The sequence below is a fragment of the Flavobacterium sp. genome (assembly GCF_052437795.1).
Lineage (GTDB): Bacteria > Bacteroidota > Bacteroidia > Flavobacteriales > Flavobacteriaceae > Flavobacterium.
The window spans coordinates 203,562-216,636 of the sequence record NZ_JBQVPA010000003.1 but is presented as its reverse complement, the minus strand read 5'-3'; the positions used below and the strand labels follow the sequence as shown (position 1 = coordinate 216,636).

Here is a 13,075-nt window from a genome sequence, read left to right as displayed (position 1 = left end):
AAATGAAAACAAAACTCAACCTTTCCACCTGGCCACGCAAAGAGCATTTCGATTTTTTCAGCAAATTCGAAGAGCCGTTCTTCGGGCTAGTGGCTACTGTCGACTGCACAAAAGCCTATGCTTCGGCAAAAGCCAATAACATATCCTTCTTCACATATTACCTGCATAAAGTCCTGGTGACAGTAAACAGCGTGGCCGAGTTCCGCTACCGCATATCCGGCAATGAGGTGTTCGTATACGACCGCGTGGATGCCTCGGCAACGCTGACCCGCGAGGACAACACGTTCGGCTTTTCGCTGATAGAGTTCAACCCAGAGATTGAAGTGTTTTCGGCGAATGCCAAAGCAGAGATCGAGCGCGTTCGCAACACGCAGGGACTGTTTACCCGTGAGTTCGACAATGACAACATTATCCACTTTTCTGCCATACCATGGGTTGATTTTACATCACTGTCTCATGCGCGGAGTTTTACCTTTCCCGACAGCTGCCCGAAAATATCCGTAGGCAAAATGACGGAGAAGGATGGTGTGAAATCGATGCCGGTATCGGTACATGTACACCATGGCCTGATGGACGGCTATCATGTTGGCTTGTTTTTTGATGCGTTGCAAAAGGAGATGGATAGTTAGTCCATTCTTGCGCCGTTATCAATAAAACACACCTATGAGAATCCTGTTCCTGTTCCTGCTGGCATCCTTAAGTGCCGCTGCCCAAAAACAATTGGCCTCGACCAAAACCAACCTCCATAAAGGCGAACACCACCACAAAGCCTTTATGGCTTCGGACACAGCTAATTCGCAGGTAGCAGTTTATATCTCCGACAAAGAAAAGCTGAAAGTGTTGCGGTATAACAGTGCAGTATTTTTTACTGACAGCCTTGTGACCAAACGCCCGGCCAGGGAATTTTTGGGAATGGAGGGCTACAGCTTTAACGGCCAGAGGGCTACGGTGTATTGGGGTGACCAATGGCTGAACAAGATCGAGGCGGTCGATTTTGATCTCGGGACAAAAAACGTCACCAAAAAGCAATTCAAATTTACTTACGGTAAAAATGAAGATCGGCTAATTACGTTCAGCGAAAACAATTCGTTTTACCTGCTTACACTGCTGCCTAAGGGACAACTGCGATTCAGTATCTTTAATGGTACGCAGTATGTGGACAAGGTAGCCGACTTTTCACCGTTCCACATTGTTGGCGCCGATAACAAAAAGACATCGCTCAACTACCTCATCAAAGAATATGGCCTGCAAAAGATCGATACCAAAACATATAATGCCCTTATGGATGCGGGCAGCAAGATCAAGTTTTATGTACTGCCCGACAGGATGCTGCTGACGCTCGACAACAACCCTGAATTTACACAGGTGTTTAACATCGACCCCGAAACCTTTGAAGTAACGGAAGCGAACATTCTCCAAACCGGTTATGAAAAAGGCGCTACGGCCAACTCTTTTTATTTTGAAGGCAAATTGTACCGTATTTTACTGAAGAAGGATGCTATCAGGCTTTCGGCCGCATTACCCGAAACAGGCAACGAAATGAAGAGTTACACCGCAAGAAAAAACGAAGCCATCACTTTTAAAAATACGCCACTGTATACCGAAAGGGGCGTAGGTGCTAAAGCTTCAGAGATTGAAAGCACTGAGAAATTCCTGAAAAAAGCAGGGGATGAAGGCGCGGCGATAGCCGTATACGGCACACCCGATGAACTATTGGTCACAGCCGGGGCAACACGGATCATCAAGCCCTTTGAGCAGGGCATCATTACAACTATGATCATGGGTGAAGATGCGGACCCTGAAGATTATGAAGACATTCGTACCACCTATTTCGAAAGCGTATTTGATGGGAACTTTGGCCACATTGAAGGGGCACTTTCGCCTTTGGCCATAGACTTCATCAATGACTTTAGCGCAAAAGTGAAAGGGTGGACATCCATGCGTGCTATCATACCTTTTAAAGACTATTATATTTTAGGATACTATAATAAGATAGCGAAAAGTTATGTACTCGAAAAATATACCGACGGAAGCCTTATACCCACAAAATAAAACTATGAAAACACGATCCTTACTGTTTGCATTCGCCATATTGTGCCTGTTCATGGTAATGGCCGACCTGTTCCTTTGGTTTGCAGTAACCGGGCGCACCAATGATTTTGAAGAAGCACGGGCCCAATACCTGGGCTATTATCCTGATGCTTTTGGCAATGCCAGGCTGCTCACGGTACTATCCATAATGCTGCTCACAATAGCCGGCTTCATTTTCCTGAATGCAGCCAAAACAAATTCGCTAAAGAAAACCGCCGCGGTATTAGGCATCGCTTCGGCAGTATTGCTGATGTGGAAGCTGTTTTCGCTGATGTAAATCTGTATCTTTTATTTAACCACATAGGTACATAGAATTTTGGGATGAGATCTAAGCAAAACATATCCGTACATAGAGAAGCTACGCTTCTACTATGTGTTACTTTATTGTCCTTAGGATACAAAAAATAAAGCTATGAAACCTATATACCTATGTGTTTGATTAAGTCCCCATTGTGGCAACAGCTTTGCGTGAAATAAAAAGTCAGGTTATCTTTGCGGCAAAAATTTGCCAATGCTGCCCATTGCTTTTCATCCCATTTACAAGCATCCACTGCCGGAAGGCCACCGCTTCCCGATGGTAAAATACGAGCTGCTGCCCCAGCAATTGCTGCATGAAGGCACTGCAACAGAAAGCGATTTCCATTCGCCCGGCTTGCCTGACATGATGCATATATTGGCGGTGCATAAAAAAGAATATGTCGATGACCTGCTCAACCTTACCCTTGACCCAAGGGCGGTTCGCAAAATAGGCTTCCCACTCTCTGCCGAATTGGCGGAGCGTGAGCTGCGCATTGCGCAAGGCACGATATGGGGCTGCGAAAAGGCACTGGAAACCGGCATTGCCTTCAACATTGCGGGTGGTACGCACCATGCCTACAGCACGCACGGTGAGGCTTTCTGCCTGCTGAACGACCAGGCTATAGCGGCACAATATCTCTTAAACAAAAACCTTGCTAAGAAGATGCTGATCGTTGACCTCGACGTACACCAGGGGAATGGTACTGCCGAAATTTTTACAGGCAATGACAGGGTATTCACTTTTTCCATGCACGGCAAGAGTAATTACCCCTTCCATAAGGAAACATCCGATCTTGACATTGCCCTGCCGGACAACACGGGTGATGACGAATACCTTTCCATCTTAGAAGAAACCCTGCCGAAACTCATCGATTCCGAAAAGCCGGATTTCATCTTTTACCTCAGCGGGGTCGATATTCTTGCTACCGACAAACTGGGTAAATTGGGGTGTACCCTCAACGGCTGTAAAGAGCGTGATGCCTTTGTATTATCGTTTTGCCATAAGTTGGGCATCCCTGTGCAATGCAGCATGGGCGGCGGTTACAGCCCGGATATCCGGACAATTATTGAGGCGCATGCGAATACGTATAGGGTGGCGAGGCAGCTATACGGCTAAATTCATGGCTGGCATCCTATGCCTAATTAAAACTCCGCCTGAACTCCACCGGCGATACGCTGGTTTTAGTCTTGAACAATTTGCTGAACGACTGCGGGTGCTCAAAGCCCAGATCGTAGGCAATTTCACTGACCGACAATTCGGTGGTCGAAAGTTTTTCCTTTGCTTTTTCGATGAGCTTGCCGTGTATGTGCTGCTGTGCATTTTGCCCTGTAAGCGAGCGCAGCATGTCGCTTAAGTACCCCGCTGAGATGTGCAGCCTGTCGGCCAGGAATTGTACTGTGGGTATGCCCTTTCCGGCCGATGCCTCACTACCAAAATATTCCTCCAGTATCTCCTCCATGTCCTGCAGCAAGCCCGTGCTTACGGCCTTGCGGGTAATGAACTGGCGCTTATAGAAACGGTTGGCATAGTTGAGCAGCAGCTCTATCTGCGAAATGACAACATCCTGGCTGAAATCGTCGAGCCTGCCCGTGAGCTCTTCCTCGATTATGGCAAAGATCGAAAGGATGGTCGCTTTTTCCTTATCGGAAAGGTGCAATGCCTCATTGGCCGAATACGAAAAGAACCCGAACTGCTTTATCTTTTTGGCAAGCGAATAGCCCAGCAGGAAGTCGGGGTGAATGAGGAGCGTGTATTGCGAGCATACGCCGCCGTGCTGTTCATCGGCTCCAATGATCTGGCCCGGTGCGGCGAAGAGCAGGCCGCCTTCATCAAAATCATAATAGTCCTGTCCATACTTTACACGTCCGCTAAGGCGTGGCTTGTAGGACATTTTATAAAAGTGCAGCACGTGCGACTGCGGCACGGCACGCTCCACAATGTTATTGCTTTCGGCACCCAGTATCGTTATGAGCGGATGGTTGGGCTCCGGCAGGCCAAAGGTGCGTGCTGCCTCGGTCAGCGAGGTAAAGCTATAGGGAACGATGGCTTCTTTTTTCATTGTATTATTCTTAATATATAAAGGTAACCGATAATACTATTATTACCGGTTACCTCAAAGTAATTTAAATTCTTATAGTTATCCCTGCGCGGCGATCGCCACCTCTTCCCAGGCTTCCCATTCGGCCATGCGTTCGGCATAGGCACCTCGTACCCATGGCAGGTTATGGCTGCCCAGCGAAAGCCGCAACGGCGGGTTCTCCGCATCTACAGCTTTGAAAAGGCTTTCGGGAGTAGCCAGTGGATTACCGCGTTCCATGTTTTGCAGGCTTTCGAAGAAGTTGGCCTTAAACCCGTCATAGATATCCATTGACGGCGCAAACTTCAGGGATTCGGGCGTGCCGAATTCGGTGGCATAAGCACCCGGCTCGATGATGGTCACTTTAATGTTGAACTGCTTTACCTCCAGCGCCAAGCTTTCGTGTATGGCTTCAAACGCCCATTTGGAGGATGCATAATAGCCTATCACCGGCAGCGTTACATGCCCCAGGTTGCTCGATGTGCCCAGTATGTGGCCGTAGCCCTGTTCCCTCAGCAATGGCAAAGCCGCCTGGATTACGGTTACCGCACCGAAAATATTGGTGTCAAACATGGCCCTTACATCGTCGGCAGGGGCTTCCTCTATGGTGCCTACCAGCGAGTAGCCCGCGTTGTTGAGCACCACATCCAGCCTGCCGAAATGGGCATGGGCCTGCTGCACGGCTTCTTTGGCCTGTGCGGCATTGGTAACATCCAGCTTCAGGGTAAGTACATTGTCTCCAAACGTTTCTTTGAGCGCTGTGATACTTTCCAATTTGCGTGCTGTTGCGGCTACCTTATCGCCGCGCTTTAATGCCGCTTCGGCCCATATACGGCCAAACCCCCTTGATGCGCCTGTTATGAACCAAACCTTTGTTTTTTGATCTGACATGATTTTTAGTATTTAAGATTATGGTACAAAGGTCGGCAGCAAGGTGTGGCGGGATGTAGCCTAAACGGAGGGTTACGTAGCCGAAATGAGGATGAACCTTCTTTTGTCTTGAAACAAAATAAGCAAAAATTTAAGGCTCCAAATATTTCACTTAAAATCTACGGCAAGCTTCTCCCATCGCGATCCAAGCCGCGGCCTGCTTCGCGCCGCTCGTGGGTCACTCTCCTTCGACCAACGCTGAACCTTCGCCTTGATTTTTACGTGAAATATTTTAGTCCGGGCTTCACCCGAATGTGCTTACTCTTGCTCTAATGTAATTTAATTTAGTGGTGTAAATTGGATAAAAAATAAAGGCTGCCCGTGCACAGGCAGCCTCATCAGCAAAGGTGGCCATTCCCCACAGCCGCCCCGCTATTTACCAAACAGCAGCACGTCACTAACAACGACCTCGGTAATGTAGCGTTTCTCCCCGTTGGTGTCGTTGTAGCTGCGATGCGTCAGCTTACCCTCTATGGCGAGCTCTTTACCCCTGGTAACATATTTCTCTATGATGGCCGCGGTCTTTCCCCATGCAGTGAGCGTGTGCCACTGCGTGTCGGTGATCTTTTCTCCTTTTTCGTTGGTGTAGCTCTCGTTGGTGGCCAGGGTGAACCGTGCCAGCTTTTTGCCGCCTTCAAAGGTTTTGATCTCCGGGTCGGACCCCGCGTTCCCTATCAGCTGTACTTTGTTCTTTAATGCGTTCATGGCGTGTAGTAATTAAATGTTATCGTTATTTTTATCGTGCAACTGAAGAAACCGTATCATAGTTTCAACGAGGCAAAGTTGCGGCAGTCACCAAATTTTATTCGGTTGTTAACTGTTTAAAATCGGTTGTAGCCGTTTGTAAACGCTTGCCAATTAAAGTTGATCTCCCTCCAAATCCTCATACAAACGTTTGCAAACGGAAAGTTTTCCTTATATTTACAGAAATGACTTTCCATGCAAACAGAAATATCAAAGGTTGAGCTGCGCAACCTCCGTATAGAAGATTATAAAGAACTGCGCATGACCATGCAGCACGCCTACAAGCCCGACGACATGGATATGGAGCAGCCCTACTGGGATGAAAAGGACATTAAGCGCCTTTTGAAAATATTCCCCGAAGGGCAGTTGGTCGTACTTGTAGATGATAAAGTGGTGGGCTCGGCGCTGTCGCTCATCGTAGACCATAAAAAAGCCACGATGAACCACACCTACGAAAAGATAACCGGCAACTATAGCTTTGATACCCACGATTACGAGGGCGAAGTATTGTACGGCATCGATGTGTTCATAGACCCCGAATACCGCGGGCTTCGCCTTGGCCGGAGACTCTATGACGCACGTAAGGAACTGTGTGAACAGCTCAACCTGCGCTCTATTATTTTTGCGGGACGGATGCCGGGCTACAACAAATATGGTGACGAGCTGACCCCAAAGGAATACATCGACAAGGTGCGCCTTAAGGAGATACATGATCCCGTGCTGGCATTCCAGCTAAGCAACGACTTCCACGTAATAAAAGTGATGCGCAATTACCTTGAGGGTGACAAGAACTCGCAGGACTATGCCGTACTGATGGAATGGAACAACATTTACTACGAAAAAGACCCGGTGCTTATCAATACCCGTAAGAGCGTTATCCGTCTTGGTTTAGTGCAATGGCAAATGCGGCCGCTGGCCAATGTGGAGGCGCTGTTCGAGCAGGCCGAGTTCTTCATTGATGCGGTATCGGGCTACGGGAGCGATTTTGCATTGTTCCCCGAGCTGTTCGTGGCACCGCTGATGGCCGACTTCAACCACTTGTCTGAAGCCGATGCCATACGGGAGATCGCAAGGTATTGCGACCCCATACGCAAGCGTTTCCAGGAAATGGCGATCTCCTACAATATCAATATCATTACCGGCAGCATGCCTATGGTAGAGGATGCAAACCTGTATAACGTGGGTTTCCTCTGCAAACGCGACGGCACGTTCGAGATGTATACCAAGATACACATTACGCCCAACGAAGTGAACTATTGGGGCATGGTGGGCGGCAACGAGATCAAGACCTTTGATACCGACTGCGGCAAGATAGGTATCATGATATGCTATGATGTGGAGTTCCCCGAACTGTCGCGCCTCATGGCCGACGAAGGCATGGAGATACTATTCGTTCCCTTCCTTACCGATACACAGAACGGCTACACCCGCGTAAAGCACTGCGCACAGGCCCGCGCCATTGAGAACGAATGCTATGTGGCCATTGCGGGATGCGTTGGCAACCTGCCGGGCGTGAACAACATGGACATACAATATGCGCAAACAGCGGTTTTCACACCATCGGATTTTTCATTCCCGTCAAATGGCATAAAAGCAGAGGCAACTCCGAATACCGAGATGACCATTATCGTAGACGTTGACCTTGACCTGCTGAAGGAACTGCATGAATTCGGGAGCGTAAGGATATTGAAAGACCGCAGGCAGGACCTCTATAAGATAAAAAAACTGCCATCTGCACTGCCTAAGCCTGAGGTCCAAGAAAGCAAACCTAAAACCCGCACCCGCAAATGACACGCAACTGCCCCGAATGCGGCGAAAAAATAATTGGCCGCGAAGACAAGAAGTTTTGCAGTGATGCCTGCCGCAATGCCTGGAACAATAAGATCAATAAGGACAGTAATAATTATATGCGCAACATTAATAACCGGCTGCGCAAAAATTACCGCATACTGGCCGAGCTGAATGTGGAAGGTAAGACCAAGACCACGCGGGCCAAAATGACGGTCATGGGTTTTGACTTTACCTACTTTACCAGCCTGCTGAATACCAGGACCGGCAATACCTACTTCTTCGTGTACGAACAGGGATATATGCCGCTGGAAAATGATTACTATATATTGGTGCGAAAGGACATATCCTCATGAAAATATCCATACTAGGCTGCGGATGGCTGGGACTGCCATTGGCGGAAGCGATCATCGCAGAAGGCTTTGCTGTAAAGGGATCGACCACAACACACGAAAAACTTCCTGCCATGGCGGATGCCGGGGTAGAACCGTATCTTCTATACCTTGGCACAACAGGTTTGGATGGCGATACCGAAGGATTTTTGGCAAATGCCGATGTACTCATCATTGATATTCCGCCCAGGCTGAAGGAAGGCGATCTTACAGAGAAGATGCGTATGCTCATACCGCATATAGAAAAGTCGGGGATCCGGAAAGTGCTGTTCGTAAGCTCCATTTCGGTATACGGGAAAAACAGCGGCATTGTTACTGAAGAGACGTTACCCCAACCCGACACCGAAAACGGAAAGCAATTGCTGGAAGTTGAAGGCCTTTTGCAGGAAAATGCGAATTTTAAAGCCACGATACTGCGCTTTGGCGGATTAATAGGTGGCGAAAGGCATCCTGTATACCACCTTGCCGGAAGGGAAAACCTGACAGATCCTGATGCGCCCATCAACCTCATTCACCGGGATGATTGCATCGGGATCATCTTAGCCATTATACAAATAGGGATCTGGGGCGAAGTATTCAATGCCGTAGCACCACACCATCCTTCTCGAAAGGAGTATTATTCCGGCAAAGCTCTTGAATTAGGATTACAACTGCCGCAATTCGCCACAGAAAACACGTCGGGAGGGAAGACGATCGACCCACAAAAAATACAGCAAGGATCAGGGTATACCTTCAGGGGACAGATCTAGATATACCCCAATGCCCTTGCTTTTTGTATTAATTCTTCATCGCCGCCATTGATGTCCAGGAGCCGCTTAATGCGGTATTTGCGTTTTTCTATGCCGCTCTCAGAAAGAGGAATGTATTTACTAAGGTTTTTAGTCTTGATCCCATTGGCCAAAAGGAGGATTATCTTGATGTCGAGCTCTTCTAAAAGTACTTCACTTTGTTTGCGGGCCACAAAACCGGCGACAGTTTTGGAAAAATAGCTGTTCCCTTCCAGCACTTCACGGAAGCCCTCCATGAGTTCGATCGTAGAGCAGTCGCTTTTGTTTATGAATCCTTCGGGCTTCACTTTTTCAAGTATGCTTCCCATTACGTCAACCTTATTGTGCATGGTCATCATGACGATCTTGCAGGAAGGCATGACCTCCCTTATGAGCAACGCCATATCTTCACCGGAGTATAATTGCCTTTCGGGAAAATGCGGGATACTGTAGTCGAGGACCGCAATATCGAATGGGGTATCCTTGTGCCTATGGATCACCTCATAACCCGACCTGCAGTCATGCGCCTTGGTGAATTTTAATTTACCCGAAATATCGAGGCTGCTAAATATAGAATGATAGCCCTCGAGCACTACGGCATGATCATCAATGCCGAGCACGTGTAATATTTTAACCAAACCCTTCCCTTTTACTTTAACCTATTAACAAATTTATATTTTAAATATTAACTAAAATTACGGTTTTTCCTCAATTAACATTTTATTAAGAATCGTAGAATAGAAGCACATTTTCATTAATCATTAATATATAGATATAAAATCTATAATTTAAATATTACTACTGATACAATGTTGATTAGGCCATAAGTTGCAACAAGTGCTTTATAAACATACAATCATCCCTAAATTCCAAAAAAAGGTTTTCGATGGCTGTGAACATCGCATTATTGTTCCCGTAAAGTATTAAAAAATGAATAGTCAACGAAAATTCTGACACCTAAACCACCTGAAGTAACAAAAAACCCATGCCTGTACAGCATGGGCCTTATGCATATTTAAAAAATAATTTTACCAGATCTTCACCCTCTTATCAGGTGCTACATACATTTTATCGCCTTCTTTTATACCGAACGCCTCATAGAACGCATCTACGTTTTGTAGCGGCACATAGGCGCGGTACATCCCGGGCGAGTGCGGGTCTGTCTTTACCTGGTTCTTTATGGCCTCATCGCGCATTTTGGTCCTCCATATCGTAGCCCACGAAATGAAAAAACGCTGCTGCTGCGTAAAGCCATCAATCAATCCCGGATCCCCGTTTTTCTTCATGTGCAGCATAAGTCCGTCATAAGCCGCATTCACACCGCCAAGGTCGCCAATATTCTCGCCAAGGGTAAATTTACCATCTACATAAATGCCCGGCAGCGGCTGCAATGCGCTGTACTGATCGGACAAGGCACCGCCAAGGCCTGTAAACTGTGCCAGGTCCTCATCGCTCCACCAATTCACAAGGTTGCCATCAGCATTGTACCTTGAACCCGAATCGTCGAAACCATGCGATATCTCGTGCCCTATAACCGCGCCTATTCCTCCGTAATTTACCGCCTCATCGGCCCTGTGATCGTAAAACGGCGGCTGCAATATACCCGCAGGGAACACGATCTCATTGTTGGAAGGGTTAAAGTAGGCGTTCACGATCTGCGGTGCCATGCCCCATTCGGTCTTGTCTACCGGCTTGCCGAGTTTTTCAAGGTCGCGCTGCCACCTCCAACGGGATACGTTCTTCATGTTGCCAAAAAATGTTCCGCCTTCTTTCGTACCCTGGATCGACAATGCCGAATAGTCTTTCCATTTATCAGGATATCCTATCTTCACGGTCAGCTTGCGTAGTTTTTGTATGGCATTTTCGCGGGTAGACTTTGCCATCCACGGCAGGCGGTTGATGCGGTTCTCGTAAGCCTTCATCACATTTTCTATCATGCTTTCGGCTTTGGCCTTAGCTTCTGCAGGAAATTTTTTCTCTACATATAACCTGCCTAGGGCCTCGCCTATAGAGCCGTTCACTGTTTGCAGTGCATTTTTGTCGCGCGCTTCCTCTTTCAGTGCCCCTTTCAGGGTTTTACTGTAAAATTCCCAGTTGGCCGTTTCGATGTCAGAAGAAAGGTACCCCGATGCCCTGTTGAGCAAGGTCCATTTCATGTAGGCTTTCCAGTCCTGCACTTTATTTTCGGTCAGCAGCCCCTGTAATGCCGACATATATTTGGGCTGCGACACAATGAGGGTGTCTATTTTCGGGATACCCACGGTTATGAGGTACTTATTCCAGTCCAGTGACGGGGTGATCTTTTGCAGATCGGCCACCGTCATAGGGTTGTAACTCTTCCTGCGGTCGCGTCGCTCTACCCTGTCCAGCCTTGGTTGCGCCATGGCTGTTTCTAGTTCAAGTATTTTTTTTGCGGCGTTTGCGGCATCTTTTTCCTTGTAACCGATGTATTTCAGCATTCGTGCTACGTGTGCCACATATTTCTCACGTTTTTCCTGCGAGTCAGCATCGTCAGATACGTAATAATCCCTATCCGGCAGCCCCAGGCTCCCAGGATTTACAGAAACAACATTGCGTTTGCTGTCTTTGGCATCGGTACCAATGTTCACACCAAAAAAACCAATACCTCCTTCGGACTCCATTTCCATCAGGAGCGCCTGAAGGGTCCTCACATCCTTAACTGCGTCTATTTTGGCAAGGTAAGGTTGCAGCGGCTTAATACCTGCCTTGTTTCGCGCTACGGTATCCATGATGGTCTTATACAGGTTGGCTGCCTTGCCCTGGTCGGTATTTGAGCTGAGCTTTTTGTTAGCGGCCGCCTCTTTCAATATGGTAAGGGCATCATTGTTGGTGGTTTCACGCAACTGGTCAAAGCTGCCCCAGCGTGTCTTGTCTCCCGGAATTTCGGTCTGTTCGACCCAGGTGCCGTTCACATAACTGAAAAAGTCATCACCGGGCCTTACCTTTTTATCCATATACGACAGGTTGATGCCGGGTTTGTCCTGTGTGACATCTTTAGTTTGCGCATTACCATTGGCTGCCGACAAAACAGCAGTTAAAGCGAGCGCCGTGTTCAGGTAAAATCTCATAGTTTATGTTTTCGTTGTTTTGCTTGTATCACAAAAATATAGGTTAGCTTTCCAAATACCTTTCCGAAATATGTTAAATGTGGTTTTTCCGTTCATTTTTAGGTATGTATAATGTTCGAACGGACTGGTTATATCGTGCGTTCTTTCGTAATTTTACAGAAATTTTCCGGTAATGCTTTCCTTCTTCAAAAAATACAGGACTTTCTTTATCGTCCTCATTCTCCTTTCGGCTTTTATCCTCACGCTTTTTTATACCGCGCTCAGGCCCCGTAAAGTACTCAAAGTTTACAGCCCTGCCGATGTTAACCCGGAAATGGTCGACTCGATGGTGCAGTATGTAGGCCGCAACCACCATATTGCCGATTTTGCCTTTACCAACCAAAATGGCAAAACCATTACCCAAAAAGATTATGAAGGGAAAATTTATGTAGCCGACTTCTTTTTTACCACCTGCCCCAGCATTTGCGTACCAATGGGCAATAACATGGCCTGGCTGCAGGGACAGGTGAAGGGCATGCCCGACGTAATGCTGCTCTCGCACACCGTAATGCCAAAGATTGACAGCGTGCCGGTACTAAAGGCATACGCCGAAAAGAAAGGTGTTATCGACAGCAAATGGAACCTGGTCACCGGAAACGAAAAAGACATTTACTACATTGCCCGCCAATCGTACCTTGCCGCCAAGACAAATAATTCTGCCGATCTGTATGACATGGTACACACCGAGAATTTTGTACTGGTAGATAAAAAAGGGCGCATACGCGGATTTTACAACGGGACTATACTCGACGAAGAGGCACCAAAAGGCGAAAAGAACGTTAAGCAGCTGCTCGAGGATATTAAATGGCTTCGGGAGAATGAGTAATATTTCGTAAGTTTGCAATCTGAATTCATTCTAA

The 13,075-nt window shown here is 47.4% G+C and carries 13 protein-coding genes; 8 read left to right on the top strand and 5 right to left on the bottom strand.

The annotated features are described in order from the left end of the window. Positions 1 to 2 precede the first annotated feature (2 nt). The 4 genes from ACT6R0_RS11295 (at position 3) to ACT6R0_RS11280 (ending at position 3,505) form a co-directional block, all read left to right on the top strand. Positions 3 to 629, top strand: coding sequence for a CatA-like O-acetyltransferase (locus tag ACT6R0_RS11295; RefSeq protein ID WP_444653311.1), 627 nt, complete (start codon positions 3 to 5; stop codon positions 627 to 629). 34 nt (positions 630 to 663) lie between these two features. Further along, entirely contained in the window at positions 664 to 2,052 is a 1,389-nt protein-coding gene (locus ACT6R0_RS11290; protein WP_444653312.1) for a hypothetical protein, read from the top strand. 4 nt (positions 2,053 to 2,056) lie between these two features. After that, positions 2,057 to 2,368, top strand: coding sequence for a hypothetical protein (locus ACT6R0_RS11285; RefSeq protein WP_444653313.1), 312 nt, complete (start codon positions 2,057 to 2,059; stop codon positions 2,366 to 2,368). A gap of 234 nt (positions 2,369 to 2,602) precedes the next feature. Beyond that, positions 2,603 to 3,505, top strand: coding sequence for a histone deacetylase family protein (locus tag ACT6R0_RS11280; RefSeq protein ID WP_444653314.1), 903 nt, complete (start codon positions 2,603 to 2,605; stop codon positions 3,503 to 3,505). A 22-nt stretch (positions 3,506 to 3,527) separates the two neighbouring features. Here the strand turns inward: ACT6R0_RS11280 and ACT6R0_RS11275 are convergent, their stop codons facing one another. The 3 genes from ACT6R0_RS11275 to ACT6R0_RS11265 all read right to left on the bottom strand — a co-directional run bounded on the left by ACT6R0_RS11275 (position 3,528) and on the right by ACT6R0_RS11265 (position 6,101). Then, complete coding sequence (locus ACT6R0_RS11275) at positions 3,528 to 4,448, bottom strand: helix-turn-helix domain-containing protein (protein WP_444653316.1); 921 nt, start codon at positions 4,446 to 4,448, stop codon at positions 3,528 to 3,530. A 78-nt stretch (positions 4,449 to 4,526) separates the two neighbouring features. Beyond that, positions 4,527 to 5,357, bottom strand: coding sequence for an SDR family NAD(P)-dependent oxidoreductase (locus ACT6R0_RS11270; protein WP_444653318.1), 831 nt, complete (start codon positions 5,355 to 5,357; stop codon positions 4,527 to 4,529). 411 nt (positions 5,358 to 5,768) lie between these two features. Next, positions 5,769 to 6,101, bottom strand: coding sequence for a single-stranded DNA-binding protein (locus tag ACT6R0_RS11265; protein WP_444653319.1), 333 nt, complete (start codon positions 6,099 to 6,101; stop codon positions 5,769 to 5,771). A 234-nt stretch (positions 6,102 to 6,335) separates the two neighbouring features. Between ACT6R0_RS11265 and ACT6R0_RS11260 the strand changes: the two genes are divergently transcribed. From ACT6R0_RS11260 to ACT6R0_RS11250, 3 genes are read left to right on the top strand one after another with little or no spacing between them, the layout of a single operon-like run. Beyond that, positions 6,336 to 7,931 carry a GNAT family N-acetyltransferase gene (locus tag ACT6R0_RS11260; protein WP_444653320.1) on the top strand — a complete coding sequence of 532 codons (1,596 nt, stop codon included), beginning with the start codon at positions 6,336 to 6,338 and terminating at the stop codon, positions 7,929 to 7,931. Then, positions 7,928 to 8,284 carry a hypothetical protein gene (locus tag ACT6R0_RS11255; RefSeq protein ID WP_444653321.1) on the top strand — a complete coding sequence of 119 codons (357 nt, stop codon included), beginning with the start codon at positions 7,928 to 7,930 and terminating at the stop codon, positions 8,282 to 8,284. The genes ACT6R0_RS11260 and ACT6R0_RS11255 overlap by 4 nt, the downstream gene beginning before the upstream one ends. Beyond that, positions 8,281 to 9,069: an SDR family NAD(P)-dependent oxidoreductase gene (locus tag ACT6R0_RS11250; RefSeq protein ID WP_444653322.1), complete on the top strand. Its 789-nt coding sequence runs from the start codon at positions 8,281 to 8,283 to the stop codon at positions 9,067 to 9,069. Before ACT6R0_RS11255 ends, ACT6R0_RS11250 begins: the two co-directional genes overlap by 4 nt. Here the strand turns inward: ACT6R0_RS11250 and ACT6R0_RS11245 are convergent. Together ACT6R0_RS11245 and ACT6R0_RS11240 are read right to left on the bottom strand one after the other, a co-directional pair. After that, complete coding sequence (locus ACT6R0_RS11245; protein WP_444653323.1) at positions 9,066 to 9,725, bottom strand: response regulator; 660 nt, start codon at positions 9,723 to 9,725, stop codon at positions 9,066 to 9,068. The genes ACT6R0_RS11250 and ACT6R0_RS11245 overlap by 4 nt on opposite strands. Before the next feature lie 390 nt (positions 9,726 to 10,115). After that, entirely contained in the window at positions 10,116 to 12,176 is a 2,061-nt protein-coding gene (locus ACT6R0_RS11240; RefSeq protein ID WP_444653325.1) for a M13 family metallopeptidase, read from the bottom strand. 172 nt (positions 12,177 to 12,348) lie between these two features. On the opposite strand from ACT6R0_RS11240, the gene ACT6R0_RS11235 reads away from it, so the two are divergent. Next, the gene (locus tag ACT6R0_RS11235) at positions 12,349 to 13,041 is read left to right on the top strand and encodes an SCO family protein (RefSeq protein WP_444653326.1); all 693 of its coding nucleotides are present in this window, start codon (positions 12,349 to 12,351) and stop codon (positions 13,039 to 13,041) included. Positions 13,042 to 13,075: the final 34 nt, after the last annotated feature.